The sequence below is a fragment of the Mycolicibacterium houstonense genome, assembly GCF_900078665.2.
GTDB classification, from domain to species: Bacteria; Actinomycetota; Actinomycetes; order Mycobacteriales; family Mycobacteriaceae; genus Mycobacterium; species Mycobacterium houstonense.
Map to the genome: position 1 here is coordinate 1097653 of NZ_LT546207.1, position 17096 is coordinate 1114748.

Annotated in this window: 14 protein-coding genes; 7 read left to right on the plus strand and 7 right to left on the minus strand. The window is 68.0% G+C overall.

Annotated features, from left to right (window positions below):
• Nucleotides 1–8 precede the first annotated feature (8 nt).
• Nucleotides 9–923, plus strand: coding sequence for an alpha/beta fold hydrolase (locus BN4332_RS05480; RefSeq protein WP_066897536.1), 915 nt, complete (start codon nucleotides 9–11; stop codon nucleotides 921–923).
• 50 nt (nucleotides 924–973) lie between these two features.
• The gene (locus BN4332_RS05485) at nucleotides 974–1621 is read left to right on the plus strand and encodes an MBL fold metallo-hydrolase (protein ID WP_066897537.1); all 648 of its coding nucleotides are present in this window, start codon (nucleotides 974–976) and stop codon (nucleotides 1619–1621) included.
• Between the two features lie 1377 nt (nucleotides 1622–2998).
• Here the strand turns inward: BN4332_RS05485 and BN4332_RS05495 are convergent.
• The 5 genes from BN4332_RS05495 to BN4332_RS05515 all read right to left on the minus strand — a co-directional run bounded on the left by BN4332_RS05495 (nucleotide 2999) and on the right by BN4332_RS05515 (nucleotide 9478).
• A complete protein-coding gene (locus BN4332_RS05495; RefSeq protein ID WP_066897538.1) occupies nucleotides 2999–4267 on the minus strand; it encodes a competence/damage-inducible protein A in 1269 nt (422 codons plus the stop codon).
• 34 nt (nucleotides 4268–4301) lie between these two features.
• Nucleotides 4302–5522 (minus strand): enhanced intracellular survival protein Eis, encoded by a 1221-nt coding sequence (locus BN4332_RS05500; RefSeq protein ID WP_264077628.1) that lies wholly within the window; start codon nucleotides 5520–5522, stop codon nucleotides 4302–4304.
• Nucleotides 5523–5597: 75 nt separating this feature from the next.
• Nucleotides 5598–5822, minus strand: coding sequence for a hypothetical protein (locus BN4332_RS05505; RefSeq protein WP_066897539.1), 225 nt, complete (start codon nucleotides 5820–5822; stop codon nucleotides 5598–5600).
• A 9-nt stretch (nucleotides 5823–5831) separates the two neighbouring features.
• Nucleotides 5832–8558 carry a glycoside hydrolase family 2 protein gene (locus BN4332_RS05510; protein WP_066897575.1) on the minus strand — a complete coding sequence of 909 codons (2727 nt, stop codon included), beginning with the start codon at nucleotides 8556–8558 and terminating at the stop codon, nucleotides 5832–5834.
• Nucleotides 8559–8740: 182 nt separating this feature from the next.
• Nucleotides 8741–9478: a glucose 1-dehydrogenase gene (locus BN4332_RS05515; protein WP_066897540.1), complete on the minus strand. Its 738-nt coding sequence runs from the start codon at nucleotides 9476–9478 to the stop codon at nucleotides 8741–8743.
• A gap of 69 nt (nucleotides 9479–9547) precedes the next feature.
• On the opposite strand from BN4332_RS05515, the gene BN4332_RS05520 reads away from it, so the two are divergent.
• The gene (locus BN4332_RS05520; RefSeq protein ID WP_066897541.1) at nucleotides 9548–10624 is read left to right on the plus strand and encodes an NAD(P)H-dependent amine dehydrogenase family protein; all 1077 of its coding nucleotides are present in this window, start codon (nucleotides 9548–9550) and stop codon (nucleotides 10622–10624) included.
• Here the strand turns inward: BN4332_RS05520 and BN4332_RS05525 are convergent.
• A complete protein-coding gene (locus tag BN4332_RS05525) occupies nucleotides 10621–11385 on the minus strand; it encodes an HAD family hydrolase (protein ID WP_066897542.1) in 765 nt (254 codons plus the stop codon). The two genes, BN4332_RS05520 and BN4332_RS05525, sit on opposite strands and share 4 nt — an antisense overlap.
• 81 nt (nucleotides 11386–11466) lie before the next feature.
• On the opposite strand from BN4332_RS05525, the gene BN4332_RS05530 reads away from it, so the two are divergent.
• A complete protein-coding gene (locus tag BN4332_RS05530) occupies nucleotides 11467–11832 on the plus strand; it encodes a VOC family protein (RefSeq protein WP_066897543.1) in 366 nt (121 codons plus the stop codon).
• Between the two features lie 116 nt (nucleotides 11833–11948).
• Nucleotides 11949–13079: a nitronate monooxygenase gene (locus tag BN4332_RS05535; protein ID WP_066897544.1), complete on the plus strand. Its 1131-nt coding sequence runs from the start codon at nucleotides 11949–11951 to the stop codon at nucleotides 13077–13079.
• Between the two features lie 373 nt (nucleotides 13080–13452).
• Here the strand turns inward: BN4332_RS05535 and BN4332_RS33160 are convergent, their stop codons facing one another.
• Complete coding sequence (locus BN4332_RS33160) at nucleotides 13453–13659, minus strand: hypothetical protein (RefSeq protein ID WP_066897545.1); 207 nt, start codon at nucleotides 13657–13659, stop codon at nucleotides 13453–13455.
• A 306-nt stretch (nucleotides 13660–13965) separates the two neighbouring features.
• Between BN4332_RS33160 and BN4332_RS05545 the strand changes: the two genes are divergently transcribed.
• Together BN4332_RS05545 and BN4332_RS05550 are read left to right on the plus strand one after the other, a co-directional pair.
• Entirely contained in the window at nucleotides 13966–14535 is a 570-nt protein-coding gene (locus BN4332_RS05545) for a TetR/AcrR family transcriptional regulator (protein WP_066897546.1), read from the plus strand.
• Complete coding sequence (locus BN4332_RS05550; RefSeq protein ID WP_066897547.1) at nucleotides 14532–16781, plus strand: molybdopterin oxidoreductase family protein; 2250 nt, start codon at nucleotides 14532–14534, stop codon at nucleotides 16779–16781. The genes BN4332_RS05545 and BN4332_RS05550 overlap by 4 nt, the downstream gene beginning before the upstream one ends.
• The last annotated feature ends 315 nt before the right edge of the window (nucleotides 16782–17096 follow it).

Genomic DNA, 17096 nt, shown 5'->3' on the forward strand with positions numbered 1-17096 from the left:
GTACGCAGATGGTCATCCCGATCGATCGCCCCAAACTCGAGGGCAATGTCGCCGTCGGCAACGGCCGTCAGCTCGGATTCGCCGAGTTCGGTGACCCGCAGGGCCGGGCCGTCTTCTGGCTGCACGGCACCCCGGGTGCCCGCAGGCAGATCCCGACCGAGGCCCGGGTCTACGCCGAGCGAAATCACATCCGGTTGATCGGGGTGGACCGGCCCGGCATCGGGTCGTCCACCCCGCACCAGTACGACCGAGTGCTGGATTTCGGTGACGATCTGCGCACCATCGCCGACACACTGGGCATCGACAAGCTCGCCGTCATCGGCCTGTCCGGTGGCGGGCCGTACACCCTGGCCACAGCGGCCGCCATGCCCGACCGGGTGATGGCGGCCGGGGTGCTCGGCGGGGTGGCACCCATGGTCGGTCCCGATGCGATCAGCAGCCCGCTGATGCAGTTGGGCGCGGTGGTCGCGCCGGTGTTGCAGGTGGCCGGTGCGCCGATCCGGCTGGCCGCGTCCGGTCTGATCCGGCTGATCCGGCCCGTCGCCTCCCCCGCCCTGGAGATCTATGCGCGGATCTCGCCCGAGGGCGACCGGCGCATGCTGAGCCGGCCGGAGTTCAAGGCCATGTTCCTCGACGACCTGCTCAACGGCAGCCGCAAGCAACTCGCCGCGCCGTTCTACGACATCGTGGTGTTCGAGCGCGACTGGGGTTTCCGGCTCGATGAGGTCAAGGTTCCGGTGCGCTGGTGGCACGGCGACCACGACCACATCGTGCCGTTCGCGCACGGCCAGCACGTGGTCTCCCGGTTGCCCGACGCGGTGATGACGGAGCTGCCCTACGAGAGCCACCTCGGCGGTCTCGGCTGCGCCGAGGAGATCATGGGCACCATGATCGCCATGTGGGACAAGGCGATCACCGACTGAGCCCGTCGCGGGGTTGACCTCAACCATTGTTGAGGGTCGAGGCTTGAGACATGACAACCTCGATGACTCAGATCCGGGCCGACCTCTGGGAAACACGCACCGACACACCGTTTCCGGGGTTGACCACCCACGCTTATCTGTGGACCGCCGACGGCCACAACGCGTTGTTCTACTCCCCGGCCGGTGACGCCGACTTCGCCGCCATCGAATCTCTCGGCGGGGTCGATGACCACTACCTGTCGCACCAGGACGAGGCCGGGCCCATGCTGGCCCGCATCGGCGAACGGTTCGGTTCGCGACTGCACGCGCCTGCCGCCGACGGTGCCACGATCGAGCAGCACCGCCCGATCGACGTGCCACTGTCGATCCGGCACATCGACGACCGCGGCATCGACGTGATCCCCACGCCCGGCCACACACCCGGAAGTACGTGCTATCTGGTCGACGGCGCCGAGGGCCGCTACCTGTTCACCGGCGACACCATGTTCGTCGCAGGCGACGGTCGATGGTCGACCTTCGTGATCCCCGGGATCGGCGATGCCACGGCGATGGCCGACAGCGTGCGGCTGCTGGGGACGCTGGAACCCGACGTGGTCATCTCCAGCGCCTACGGGGCCCGCGCCGTCACCGCGGTGGAAAAGGGCGCCTGGGCCGCCTGCATCGACGAGGCACTGAGGTCGATCCCGGTCGCGCGGTGACGCCGATGTCGAGTAGCGCACTACTCTAGGCCCGGCTCCGGCCCCGTTCCGATACTTCGAACAACTGGCGACGTGCCAGCGGTTCCGGAGGTCGGCAGATGGCAACGATCGGCAAGCATGCGGTGGTGCTGGGGGCAAGCATGGGCGGGCTGCTGGCCGGCCGGGTCCTGGCCGACTACTTCGACACCGTCACGCTCGTCGAGCGTGACGTGTTGCCCGACAGTCCGGCGCACCGGCGCGGCGTCCCACAGGGCAGGCACGCCCACGGGCTGCTCAGCGGCGGACTGCAGGCGCTGGCCCGGTTGTTCCCCGGGCTGCCCGAGGAACTGGCCGCCGACGGCGCGACGGTGCTCGCCGGGGCGGATCTGTCGCTGGTCTCCCTGACGCTGGGCGGTCACACCCTCAACCTCGACGGACAGCCCGCGAAACCGATCGAGTCGTATCTGGCCAGCAGACCGTTCCTGGAGGCGCATGTCCGGGAACGCGTGCGCGCCATCGACAACGTCCACATCCTCGACGGCCACGACGCCGTCGAGTTGCTGATGGATGCCACCGGACGGGTGACCAGCGTCCTGGTCGCGGATCGCAGCGGTGGCGCCGGGCACGCGATCGCCGCCGACCTGATCGTCGATGCCATGGGCCGCGCCGGACGGACCCCGGCCTTCCTGGACAGCGCCGGATACGGACGGCCCGACGAAGACCGTGTCGCCGTGGCGGTGGCGTATTCCAGTCAGCTGCTGCGCTTCGCGGGCAACGCGCCGCGCGATCGGCTCACCCTGGTCGGTGCGGTACCCGAAAGGCCGTACGGAGGCTCGTTGTTCGCCTACGAGGACGACACCTGGCTGCTCACCACCGCCGGCCTCAACGGCCACGAGCCGCCGGCGGACCTGGGCGGGATGATCACCTTCGCCGCCGAGTTCCTGGCACCGGAACTGATCGCGTCGTTACGTGGCGCGCAACCGCTGGGCCCGGTGGCCACCTTCCGCTACCCGGCGAGCGTGCGCCGACGCTATGAGCGCATGGCCCGATTCCCCGACGGCCTGCTGGTGTTCGCCGACGCCATCTGCAGCTTCAATCCGGTGTACGGCCAAGGGATGTCGGTGGCCGCGCTGCAGGCGCTCGCGTTACGCGACTGCCTGGACCGAGGAGCCGACGATCTGGGACGCCGGTTCCTGCGAGCGGCGGCCGGCTGCACCAACACGGCATGGCAGATGGCTTGTGGCGCCGACCTGGCCCTGCCGCAGATCCCCGGGCCCCGGCCGGCGTCGCTGCGAATGTCCAACTGGTACACCCAGCGGGTCCTCAGCGNCGACGCCGTTCGGGGCGACCCGCCCGCGCGAAAGCCGCAGTCGCGGTGCCCCACTGAGGTTCTCGCGGTCAGGCGCCGTTGTCGACGAGGGCCCGGCGCAGCAGGTGCATCGCCACCGTGGTGGCGCGTTCCCGGATGTCGGACCGGTTGCCTGGCAGACGGAGGGTGCGGGTGATGGCCGCCGATCCGGCGCGGACGGCGAAACACACGGTGCCGACAGGCTTCTCCTCGGTGCCGCCGCCCGGGCCGGCGATGCCGCTGATCGCCACGGCGGTGTCGGCCCCGAAATGGTGCAGCGCACCGGTCACCATGGCCTCGGCCACCGGCTCGGACACCGCGCCGTACTCGGTGATCAGAACCGGATCCACGTTCAGCAGTTCGGCTTTGGCCTCGTTCGCGTAGGCGACCACGCCACCGGCAAGGTAATCCGAGCAGCCAGGGATATCGGCCAGCCGAGCCGCCAGCAGCCCCGCCGTGCAGGATTCGGCGGTGGCGATCCGCCGCCCGGCCAACAGGCCGGCCACCTGCTCGTCCACCGTCGACCCGTCCTCGGAGAACAGCGCGGCCCCGTGCCGATCCCGCAGCAGGTCCACCAGGTGGCGGTAGGCACCGGCAGCGTCGGGCTCGTACCGGGTGACGATTTCCAGTTCGCCGCGCCGCAAGCAGGTGGTGATCTCCAGTGCGTCGAAGCCGGCGACCGTGGCTTCGGCGTCACGCAAGGTCTCGGCCAGGCCGGATTCGGCCAGCCCGAACATCCGGATCATCTCCTGCCGGTAGCGGGTGCGGCCCGAGATCGCCTGCTGCACAGCCTCGGTCGCGACGGCGGTGTGCCACATCGGTTGCAGCTCACGCGGCGGGCCGGGCAGCACCACCACCGTCGGAGTGCCCGCCACCACCACGCCGGGCGCGGTGCCGACCGGCGGGAGCACCTCCGCGCCGACCGGCACCAGGGCCTGCTTGCGGTTCGCCGCGCGCACCGCGTCGAAATCCACGCCGGGACGCTCCCCCATCAGGTTGCGCAGGATGTCCGCGATGCGCTCCTCCATCGCCACATCGAGGACCAGTTCCCGCCCGCAGAAGGCGGCGACGGTCGCCACGGTGAGATCGTCCGCGGTCGGACCCAACCCACCGCTCGTGACGATCAGATCCACCCCCTCGGCGGCCAGGAACTGCAGCTGCGCGGTGATGTCGGCCGGGCGGTCACCGCAGATGGTGATGTGCGCGAGTTCCACCCCGAGCTCCAGGAGCTGATCGGCCAACCACGGCCCGTTGCGGTCCTGGACCCGGCCGGTGAGGACTTCTGTTCCGGTTACGACGATGCCTGCGCGTGCGCTCACGACGTGAACACTACGCAGCACGACGGCCTACGACTCAGAAGCCGTAGCCCAATTCGGCCGGAACGTCGGAGGCGAAGGCGGCGCCGAGCCGGCGGACCAGTTCCGGGTCCTTGCTGCGCAACCGGTTGGCGGCGACGAAAGCCTCTGGGCGGTGGCCGCCGAGGTAGAGGCTGCCGAGCACGTCGAGGTCGAGTTCGACATCGGCAGGCGCATCGGTGCGCGCGCAATGCGCACGGCCACCCTGAATCTTCAGGGCGAACCGCCCGCCATCTCCACGGAAGCCGTCGGCGACGTCCAGCACGATGTCGAGGTCGGCCTGGTACTGCCGCGCCTCGAGGGCGGCCGCGATGTCCATGATCCGGATCCACAGGTCGTCACTGCTCGACGTCACGCGAACCAGCCGCGGGTTGGTCAGCAGGTAGGGCAGCACATCGTCCGGATGCGACCAGACGATGACCTTCTCCATCAGGTCCATGCCGAGCAGTGCCCGCCACAGCGCGATATAGGCATCGGTGGTCACCGCGGTGACCTCGCGCACGCGGATCGAGCGGGACTCCTCGCCGTGCACGCGGTAGAGCGCGTAGCCGTCGGGGTGCACGAATGCGAACAGCTCGGTACCGCCCTCGCGGGTGTTCTCCCGGTCGGCGAGCATCTCGTCCCAGAGCGGGGTCGGGCATACCAGCCCGCCCGGGGTCTGCCGGCGCCAGCGATCGTAGATCTCGGCGAAGGTGTCGCGATGGTCGGCGGGTTTGACCAGCCGCACCCCGCCGGGATCGGGCACCCCGGCCCGGAACTCGGCGAATCGTCGGTCGATCGACATCTCGTGCACCGTGGTGGCCGGACCGTAGCCGAACCGGCCGTAGATGCCGCCCTCGCTGGCCGTCAGTGCGGCGATCGGGTATTTGGCGTCGGCGATCCGTTGATGCAGCTCGGTGTACATGGAGCGCAGGATCCCGCGCCGCCGATGGGTGGGGGCGACGACCACGTAGCTCAGCCCCGCCGTGGGCAGCACCGCACCGCCGGGGACGGTGAGCTGCAGATCGAGGTAGATCGACTGTCCGACGATATCGGTGCTCTCACCGTCGCGCATCACCACCCCGCCGTCGGCGGCCACCATCTGCCGCCACGCCTCCATCGAATCCGGGTGGCCGATTTCGCCGAAGGCGGTATTGCCGAGCAGCGACATGGCCGGCCAGTCGGCGTCGGTCACGCTCTGCAGGGTCAGGGTCGAATGCGGAGATTTATCGTCGATCACAGAAACCGACGGTGCCACAACAGCATCGATGACCGCGACCGAATTATCGTCCGCCGCGGTCATCGCGTCATCGGCTCAGCGCTTGAGCCAGCTGTTCAGGGTCGCCACCTCACGCGTGTAGGTCGTCATGATGTCGTCCTGGTAGAGCGTGGCCCCGCTGATCGTGTCCTGGCCCTGCCAAACCACCCTGATCCGGTTCGCACCGCGCTGGTAGACATCCACCCGGTCAAGGTCACGGTGCTGCCATCCGCCGCTCTCGGCCAGTTCGCCGACCTCATGGCGCACATCGGTTGTGGTCATCAGCCGATCCTATCGCCGTGCCCGCTGGTCGATCGGTACCACCGTCGGTGCGCTGTTGTATCCGCTGACCCTCACCCAATTCGCCGGATGTTCCGAACCGGTCACCGTGCCCGTCAGCTCGACCGTCTCCCCTGGGTACACCGTGACGTAGTTGTCTGAGTACTCGATCGGCAGGATTTCGTCACCATCGCGGGTGGTGGTGATCTCGGCGCGCTCGAAGAACGCGATCTGACGGCCCGGATTGTGCAACCGGATCAGCACGCCCGCACCGCCATGGTCCGAATCGGTCCGGTGCGCGGTCACCTGCAGCCGCGCCGGGGCCATGGTGTTGAGCGGCGTCAGGTCGGCCCAGCTGCTCTGCGCGAGATCGAACGCCTGATCGTTGACCGGAGGCCCGACATCGTCGAGTTGCTGCGACTGCCAGTAGGTGTTGTCCGCGACGACCGCACCGCCCGCGTCGAGCAGTTCGGCGCGGACGAACACCACCGGTGAGTCCTCGGCGAGCCGCGGCAGGGTCAATGCGGCGACCGCCCCGTTCGACGGCACCGCGGGTACATCGGCGTCGCGGTCGTCGCGCAGCCGGCCGGTCAGGTCATAGGTCCGGACCCGCACCCGTAGGCCGGTCCGGTCCTGCGGTGACTGGTTGGCCACGGTGACGTGGGCGGTGTCGTGATCGCCGGTGGCATAGGAGTCGAAGACGACCGACAGCGGACGTAAACCCTTCTTGGCCCCGTAGTAGGCGCCGCCCGGCCGCAGGTAGTAGTCGAAGAGGTGGCCGAAGAACGACGGCCAGTGATTGTTGAGCATCCAGTAGATGGTCATCTTGTGGTTGTCCCACCCGCCGGCCGCGAACGCCTCGAATTGTGCGCGGGTCGACTCGTAGTGGGCCAGTTGCGCCTTGCGCGCGAATTCCTCTGCACCGCGCGACGATCCATAGCGCTGCATCACCGCGGTGCGGATGCTCTCGAGCGCGGCGTTGCTGGGGTTGGCTCCGGCGTGGAAGTACCAGGCGTCGTTGATGGGCCACAGCTTGTCGGGCGGGATGAACTTGCGCAGGCTGGCGAACGGCGGGACGTGCTCGTTGTCGCCTTGTTCGGCGTTGGCACCGCGGGTGGCCGCGTACCGGCCGCTGAACCAGTAGCTCGGCGGCCGCCAGGTGTAGGGGCCGGCCATGTGGATGCCGTCCCACTCCGGATTGCCGTCGGCGTCCCGGGCCATCGACGACACCGTGTCGACGACGGTGTTGGGCCAGTGCAGGTCCCGCAGGATGCGGTGATAGTTCTCCAGTACCTCCTCCGGCGGCTTCCCGTCACTGCCGTTGGCCCACAGGAACGCCGATGCATGCCCACGCAGCGACAGGATCTGCGAGCGCATGCTCGCCTCGGCGACCCGCCGGTCCTCGTCGTCCCACTGCCACCATTTCTCCCACTGGTTGCAGCACATCCATCCGTACATCAGCGGGATGCCCAGCTCGTCGGCACGTTCGATGATGTTGTCGCCCGGGAACTTTCCCTCCAGGCGCAGCATGTTCAGCCCCAGATCCCGGACGTATCCCAGGATCGCGTCCTCCCGCTTCGGGTCGTACTGGAACAGCAGGTCGGGCGTGTAGGCCGCGCCCCGTATCAGGAAGTCGCGACCGTTGACCGTCAGGTAGAAGCTGCCGCCACGGCCCAGTTCGGGGAACTGTTCGTCGCTGTCCCGGTGCTGCGCCACGGTGCGGATGCCGAAGCGGGAATCCAAGGTGTGCGTCGCCCGGCCATACCGCAGGAACTCCAGCCGCAGGTCATAGAGGTCGGGGCGGCCCATGGTGTAGGGCCACCACAGGTCCGGGTTGCTCACCCGCAGCTGCTCGAAAGTGTCCGGGTCGAACCGGATCTCACGCGCCTCGCCCGGCGCCAGGTTCACCGGTTGATCGACCGAGACCTCGGGCTTGCCGGGCCGGCTGATGCGCGCCCGCACCACACCGCTCATCGGCACGTCGGCGGTGTTGCGGATGTCGGTGTACACGGTCAGCCGCGCACTGTCGGTGGCGGGCAGCGGCAGCTCGGAGGTCACCAGCGGGTCGCTCAGTACGACGGGGCCCGAGTAGCTCAGGTAGACCGGTTTGAAGATGCCCGCATTGCGGTCGGCCACATAGGAATTGCCCCGCATCGGGTTCTTGCCGGGGCCCTGATAGCCGATGCGGTTCCAGTTCAGCCAGTCCCACCAGCTGTCGGCGAGCTCGACACCGTCGATGTCCTGCAGCGCCTGCTCGGGGGTCACCTTGACGGCCAGCGTGTTGGCTTCGCCCGCTCGGATCCACGGCGTCGCATCGATCTCGTGGAGGGTGTGCATCCCGACCAGCAGTGAATTGCCGGCGATCATCGTGCCGTTGAGCCACACCTCGGCGCGGTAATTGATGCCGGGGAATTCCAGCCGGTAGTTCGAACTCCCCTCCGGTGCGGTGAAGCTGGTGCGATACCACCAGTCCTGCCGGAACAGGTCGTCGGGCACGTCGGCCAGATTTTCTCCGGCATACAGGTCCGGATAGGTGCCGTCGTCCTGCAGCGCGCCGAGCACGGTGGTCGGCATGCGCTGGATCCCATGCCAGTCGGCACGCACCTCGCCAGGGGTGGACAGCGTGGCGCCGTCGGCCGCCACGGTCCGCGCCGATGCCAGCTGCCAGCCCTGCGCGAGTTCGATTCGTCCGGACGGTGGCTCTGGCCGGCCGAACGGCGGGAAGTCGGCCGCGCACAGCGACAACACCAGCAGGACCGATACGGCACACCCCGCGATCCTGACCCGAAGGCTGGGGCCGGCGCGACGAATCCGGGCGGAAATGGGCAGCTCCTCAAAGACCGGTGTGGCACCGCGTGCAGGTGTCGGTGCCGTGCCCGGTCATTCTGCCGTGATGGATACCCGCCCGCTCCGCTGCACCCTCAGAGCTTGTGCGGGACGTCGTTGACCAGGCCACCGTCCATGACGAACTCGGCGCCGGTGGCATAACGGGATTCGTCGCTGGCCAAGAACACCACGAAGCTGGAGACCTCCTCGGGTTGCCCCGGGCGGCCCAGCGGGATGCTGAGCATGTCCTCGGGGAAATGCTCGGTCATCGGGGTCTTGATGAACCCGGGGTGGATCGAGTTGACCCGGATCTGCTTGGCCCCCAGTTCCAGCGCCGCGGACTTGGTGAGGCCACGCACGGCCCACTTCGAGGCGACGTACGGGTGCACCATGGCCGCACCGCGCAGGCCTTCGATGGAAGACACGTTGATGATCGACCCGCCGCCGGCCTGCTTCATCGCGGGCACGGCAGCCTGCATGCCCAGGAAGGTGCCGGTCAGATTGACGTCGATCACCTTCTGCCACTGCGCCATATCGAATTTGCCGATCTGCCCGAGCGCGACGATCCCGGCGTTGTTCACCAGCACGTTGAGCAGTCCGAAATCCGAGACCGCGGTATCCACCGCCGCGTCCCACTGGTCGGCCTGGGCGACGTCGAGATGAACGTAGCGGGCCGATTCGCCGAGTTCGGCGGCCAGCGCAGCACCCTCGTCGTCGAGGATGTCACCGATCACCACCTTGGCTCCTTCGGCGATCAGTGCCCGGGCGTGCTCGGCGCCCATTCCCCGTGCGCCGCCACTGATGAGTGCAACTTTTCCGTCTACCCGTCCCATGACGGGTGAGGCTACCGTAGAGCCCACTGTAAATAGAACCTGTTCCAATTTGATCGTGGAGGACTGCCCATGGCCATCCGTGTCGCGCACATCGGTACCGGAAACGTCGGGCGCCTGGCGCTCACCGGGCTGCTGACCAACCCGGCCTACGAACTGACTACGTTGTGCGTGTCGAGCGCGTCCAAGGTCGGCAGGGACGCCGGTGATCTTGCCGGCCTGGACATTTCCACCGGGGTCACCGCCGTCGACGATCTCGACGCGGTGATCGCGGCCAAGCCGGACTGCGCGGTGTACTGCGCGATGGGTGACACCCGAGGACCGGAAGCGATCGCCGATGTGGTGCGCCTGCTGGCGGCCGGGATCAACGTGGTGGGTTCGGCACCGGTGGTTCTGCAGTTCCCGTGGAAACTCATGCCGCACAAGTACATCGACGGGATCGAGGAGGCCGCCAAGGCGGGTAACGCCAGCCTCTTCATCACCGGCGTCGACCCCGGGTTCGCCAACGATCTGATCCCCTTCGCGCTGGCCGGTACCTGTCAGAGCATCGAGCAGGTGCGCTGCATGGAGATCGCCGACTACGCCACATACGACGGCACCACGGTGATGTTCGACGTCATGGGCTTCGGCAAGCCACTGGACGAGACCCCGATCCTGTTCCAGCCCGGCGTGCTCAGCATCGCCTGGGGCACCTCGATCGGGCAGCTCGCCGCCGGCCTGGGCATCGAGATCGACGACATCACCGAGGTTTGCGAAAAGGAGCCTGCGCCCGAGGCTTTCGACATCGCCGCCGGGCATGTCGCCAAGGGCACGGTGGCGGCGCTGCGGTTCGAGATCCGCGGCATGGTCGCCGGCAAACCGGTGATCGTCATCGAGCACGTCACCCGGTTGCGCGACGATCTGCGGCCGGACTGGGCGCGCCCGGCCCAGCCGGGCGGCTCCTACCGCGTCGAGATCGTCGGCGAGCCGTCCTACGCGGTCGACATCTGCCCCACCAGCCGCAAGGGCGACCACAACCACGCCGCGATCGTCGCGGCGGCCGGGCGCATCGTCAACGCCATTCCCGACGTGGTGGCCGCCGAGCCGGGCATCCGCACCACCCTGGACATGCCCCTGGTCACCGGCAAGGGTCTCTACAAGCTCAGCTAGGCGCCGGGCCGCAGCCGGCGATCCCCCCGGCGCCGGCCCCCTGGTCGCGGCACGGTGAGCACCGGCCATCCGTGGTCGGTCGCGGCCGAGGCCAGACCGGGCCGCGGGTTCACCGGGCGGGGATGGCCCACCAGCTTCATCAGCGCGCCGTCCTCGTCACCATCGGCATAGAAGTAGCTGTTGGCCAGGTCGACGCGCTGGGCGTGGCAAAAGGCTTGCACCGCAGCGGCTTTGCGTGCACCCCAGATGATGGGTTCGACGATTCCGCCAGTCAGCCTGCCCTGGCCGTCGATCGTGAAGTGATTGCACAGCACGTGACCGATGCCGAGGTGCCGCGCGACCGGTTCGGCATGGATGGTGAGCGCCGAAGAGCTCAGCACGACGGTGTGCCCACGGTCCTGATGCCTGCGCACCACGTCGCGCATGTGTGGGTACACCCGCTGGGCGATCCGGTTCTCGAACAGGTACTCCCCCAGTTCGTCGAGCTCATGCAGGGATTCGCCGCGCAGGTACCCGGCGGCCCGCACCAGCAGCCGCTCGAAGGGCATCCGGCCGATCCGGTACCGCACCGAGGCTTCGACGATCCCCAGGATCTCCCCGGCGGCGGCCTGCCGCTGCCGGATGCGATGCCCCGCATGCGCCGTCGCCGTGAACCCGTCCACCAGCGTGCCGTCCAGGTCGAAGAAAGCCCCGACCTGCGCGCCGCCGGGGCCCGACCCGATTTCCTCGAGTGATTCGGGTGGCGACAAGGTGCGGCCCATGGGGCTAGTACATCAAGCCACTACGACACTCGGCCAGTCGAGACCCGATCGAAGCCGGGCAAAGGGGGCTAGAAAAGAGGGATGTCGCCCTCCGCAGAACCCATCGCCGTCAAAGACATCGCCGCCGTCGTCGCCACCGGCCGATTCGACGACTCGAAGGCCTGGTACGCGCGGCTCCTCGGTCGCGAACCCGATCTGGAACCCGTTCCCGGGGTTGCCGAATGGCAGTTGACGGCGACCGCCTGGCTACAGGTCGTCACCGACCAGGCCGCCGCAGGCCGGACCGCGGTGCGCTTCGGCGTAGACGATCTCGACGCCACCGTTTCCCGGCTGCGCGAGTGCGGTGTGGCCATCGGCGAACCGCAGGTCATCGCCGAGATGGTGACGATCGTCGACGTGGCCGATCCCGACGGGAACGAGGTGTCGTTCGTGGCCGACGTGGCCTGAATCTGCCGAGTCGAGCTCCGAAAGCACCCGGCGTGGTACTAAACTAGAACACGTTTCATTTCGGTCCGGGCCGGATCGGCCGGGGACCCCACAGCGCTGTCATCAAAGGAGCAGGCATGCATACCGCACTCTGCGACGAGCTCGGGATCGACGTCCCGATCTTCGCGTTCACCCACTGTCGCGACGTCGTGGTCGCCGTCAGCAAGGCCGGCGGCTTCGGCGTCCTCGGCGCCGTGGGGTTCAGCCCCGAACAGCTCGAGATCGAGCTCAACTGGATCGACGAGCACATCGGCGACCACCCCTACGGCGTCGACATCGTGATCCCGAACAAGTACGAGGGCATGGACGCAAACATGTCCGCCGACGAGCTCAAGGGCATGCTGCAATCGCTGGTGCCACAGGAGCACCTCGACTTCGCCAAGAAGATCCTGGCCGATCACGGGGTGCCGGTCGACCACAGCGACGACGACGCCCTGCAGCTGCTGGGCTGGACCGAGGCCACCGCGACGCCACAGGTCGAGATCGCGCTCAAGCACCCCAAGATGACGTTGATCGCCAATGCGCTGGGCACCCCGCCGAAGGACATGATCGACCGCATCCACGCCGAGGGACGCAAGGTAGCGGCGCTGTGCGGTTCGCCGTCGCAGGCCCGCAAGCATGCCGACGCGGGAGTCGACATCATCATCGCCCAGGGCGGCGAGGCCGGTGGTCACAGCGGCGAGATCGGTTCGATCGTGCTGTGGCCGCAGGTGGTCAAGGAAGTGGCGCCGGTGCCGGTACTGGCCGCCGGCGGTATCGGCAGCGGGCAGCAGATCGCCGCCGCCCTGGCGCTCGGCGCCCAGGGCGCCTGGACCGGATCGCAATGGGTGATGGTCGAGGAGAGCGAGCACACCGAACAGCAGCACGCCGCATACGCCAAGGCCACCAGCAAGGACACCGTGCGCAGCCGATCGTTCACCGGCAAGCCGGCCCGCATGCTGCGCAACGACTGGACCGAGGCCTGGGAGAACCCCGACAACCCGAAGCCGCTCGGCATGCCGTTGCAGTACATGGTGTCGGGCATGGCCGTGGCAGCGACACACAAGTACCCGAACGAGAGTGTCGACGTCGCGTTCAATCCGGTGGGCCAGGTCGTCGGCCAGTTCAAGAAGGTCGAGAAGACCTCCGCGGTGATCGAACGCTGGGTGCAGGAGTACCTGGAGGCGACGGGCCACCTCAACGAGCTGAACGAGGCCGCCGGGGTGTGATCGGAACCGCTTGACGCACGGTGCGGCGGATTACGGCCACTATTGAGCAGTGATCCGCCGCCCAAGTGGTTATCCACAGATCACCGAATGGCTCTGGTGACCATCGCGCCGGTCGACGAGCATCGATTCTGTGGACGTCGGTGAATTTCTTCGACAGCAGGACGGGGTGATCTCGCGTCGGCAGGCGCTGGATGCGGGTCTGGCTGAGCATGAAATCCGACGATTGCTCTGACGCAATGAGTGGGCGCGGGTGCACGCCGGGGTTTATGTCGAACACACCGGTCCGCTGACCTGGACACAACGGGCTTGGGCTGCAGCGCTATACGCCGCCCCGGCCGCCCTGTGCTTCGAATCGGCGTTGGGCGCGCAGACGTCACCGATCCATGTCGCTGTCGACAGGCAACGGTCGACATTGGCTGAGCCGGTCGGCGTCCGCATTCACCGCATCGCCCACCTCGATGATCGCGCGCTGTGGAACGCCGGCCCGCCGCGGATGCGGTACGAGGAAGCCGCACTCGACGTCGCCGGCCGTTCGGCGCGCGAACTCGATGCCATAGCCGTCCTGGCCAACGCCTGCCAATCCCGGCGCACCACTGCGCGGCGGCTGCTGAAAACCCTCGACTCTCGTGGGCGGCTGCGGCGTCGCCGCTGGCTACGCGCGGTGTTGGTCGACATCGCCGACGGCACGTGCTCGGTGCTTGGGCACGGCTATCTCGTTTCATTCGACTCGACCGCGCCGCGTAGTCGCCCAAGCGGCGGATTGCAGTCAGCATCAAGCAGGGATCCGCCGCACGAGTCCGTACACCGCGCTCTCTCTGGCCGCAGGCGTAGACCCGCGTCGGTCGGTTATGTATGGTTACATACATAACCGACGAAGGGTTCGGATGTGACCAGTCCTCGTGACCGCATGGTGGCCTCGGCCGCATTGCTGATCCGGGAGCGCGGCGCGCACCCGACTGCCATTGCCGACGTGCTCGCCCACAGCGGCGCACCCCGCGGTTCCGCCTATCACTACTTCCCCGGCGGGCGGACCCAGCTGCTGACCGAGGCCATCGACTACGCCAGCGATCAGGTGGCCGCCCGGATCGACAAGGCCGGCAGTGCTGCGGAATTGCTCGACGCCATGATCGCCGGATTTCGTAAACAGCTGTCCGCCAGCGATTTCCGCGCTGGTTGTCCCGTCGTCGCGGTTGCCGTCGAGGCCGGCGAGCCGGGTGCCGCCGAATCGGCCACCCTCGACCGCGCCGGAGCGGCGTTCACCCGCTGGACCGGACAGATCGCCCGACGGCTGCAGGACGACGGAACCCCCGCCGAGCGCGCCGAAGAACTCGCGATGCTGATCATGACCGCCATCGAAGGCGCGGTGGTGGTCGCCCGCGCCACCCGCGACGTCAAACCGCTGGACCTGATCCACGGCCAACTGCGTGAACTCGTGACGGAAGGACCCTCATCATGACCGTCGATCAGTGGCAGCACACCGCCTGCATCCTGTGCGAGTGCAACTGCGGCATCGTGGTCCAGGTCGACGACCGCAAGCTGGCGAAAATCCGTGGAGACAAAGAACATCCGGCATCCCATGGCTACACGTGCAACAAGGCACTTCGGCTCGACCACTATCAGAACAACGCCAACCGGCTCACCTCCCCGATGCGCCGCCGGGCCGACGGCAGCTACGAGGCGATCGACTGGGATACCGCCGTCACCGAGATCGCCGAGAAGTTCCGTGGCGTCGCGCAGCGGTACGGCGGCGACAAGATCTTCTATTACGGTGGCGGCGGGCAGGGCAACCACCTCGGCGGCGCCTACAGCAGCTCGTTCCTGAAATCCCTTGGCTCGCGGTACCGCTCGAATGCCCTGGCGCAGGAGAAAACCGGCGAGGCCTGGGTGGACGCACACCTCTACGGTGGCCATACCCGCGGAGAGTTCGAGCACGCCGAGGTATCGGTGTTCGTCGGCAAGAACCCGTGGATGTCGCAGAGCTTCCCCCGGGCCCGGGTGGTGCTCAACGAGATCGCCAACGATCCGGCCCGGTCGATGATCGTGATCGATCCCGTGATCACCGACACCGCCAAGCTCGCCGACTTCCACCTGCGGGTACAGCCGGGCACCGACGCGTGGTGCCTGGCCGCGTTGTCGGCCGTGCTGGTCCAGGAAAACCTCTGCGATGAAACGTTTCTGGCCGAGCACGTCACCGGAGTGGATGCGGTCCGTGCGGTACTGGCCGACGTGGACGTCGCCGACTACGCGCGCCGGTGCGGCGTCGACGAGACGCTGCTGCGCGCCGCGGCGCGGCGGATCGCCTGCGCCTCGAGCGCCGCCGTCTTCGAGGATCTCGGCGTCCAGCAGGCTCCGAACTCCACACTGTGCTCCTATCTCGACAAGCTGCTGTGGATCCTGACCGGAAATTTCGCCAAACGCGGTGGCCAGCACCTGCATTCGACCTTCGCGCCGCTGTTCAGCAAGTCGGGAGTCGGGCGCACCCCGGTCACCGGGGCGCCCATCATCGCCGGGCTGGTGCCGAGCAACGTGGTACCGCAGGAGATCCTGACCGATCACCCGGACCGGTTCCGGGCGATGATCGTGGAGAGCAGCAACCCGGCGCACTCGGTCGCCGACTCGGCGGCGGTGCGGGCCGCGCTGGCCGAACTCGAGCTGCTGGTGGTGATCGACGTGGCGATGACCGAGACCGCCCGACTGGCCCACTACGTGCTGCCCGCCGCCAGCCAGTTCGAGAAGGTGGAGGCGACGTTCTTCAACCTCGAATTCCCCCGCAACACATTCCATCTGCGCCGGCGTCTGTTCGAACCGCTCGACGGCACCCTGCCCGAACCGGAGATCTGGGCCCGGCTGGTACGGGCGCTCGGCGTCGTCGACGCCAGCGAGTTGCGTCCGCTGCGCAAGGCGGCCGAGGAGGGGCCGACAGCGTTCGCGGCGGAGTTCTTCGCCGCCGTGGCCGCCAATCCGGCACTCACCAGGGTGCTGCCGCATGTGCTCTACGAGACGCTCGGTCCGACCCTGCCCGAGGGAATGGCCGGTGCCGCCGCACTGTGGGGGCTGGCACAGAAGGCGGCGATGACGTACCCGGATGCGGTACGCCGGGCCGGGCATGCCGACGGCAACGCGCTTTTCGAGGCGATCCTGGCCAGCCCCTCGGGCGTCACCTTCACCGCGCACGAGTACTCCGACGATTTCGCGCTGATCGATCACCCCGACCACAAGATCGCGCTGGAGATGCCCGAGATGCTCGCCGAGATCCGTGGGCTCCGGGCCGAACGAGAATCATTGACCTCCGCCGAGTTCCCGATGGTGCTCTCGGCCGGTGAGCGCCGGGCCTACACGGCCAACGACATCCTGCGTGACCCGGGCTGGCGCAAACGAGATACCAACGGCGCCTTGCGGATCAGCGTCCGCGATGCCGCGGCGATCGGTCTCGGCGACGGCGACCGGGCCAGGATCACCACGGCGGCCGGCAGCGCCGAGGCCACCGTGGAGGTCAGCGATGCGATGCTGCCCGGGCACATCTCGCTACCCAACGGGTTCGGGCTCGATTACACCGACGGCGACGGCGAGACGGTGGTTCCCGGGGTGGCTCCCAACGAACTCACCTCGACGCGGTGGCGCGACGAGTACGCCGGCACCCCGTGGCACAAACACGTGCCCGCCCGGGTCGACCGCATTCCCGGTGTCGAGGTGCCGGCCTGATCGGCTCTCCCCCGCCGCTCAGGGCAGCGGCGCGGGCGCAGTCGCGCCCACCGGNTTTTTTTTTTTTTAATGATACGGCGACCACCGAGATCTACACTCTTTCCCTACACGACGCTCTTCCGATCTTGCCGAGTGGCGGGCGCCGGGACTGGTGGCGGGCCGGGCGGGGTACCCGGATCCGCCATCGCCGCGGCCGCGACCGACACGGCCACGGCAGGGGCCGACACCCAGCACGCCAGAACGCACACAAATCGTCGGCTGCCGACACTCGCCACGGTGACCTCCCGCTGTTGCTCCAGGGACAGATGGTAACGC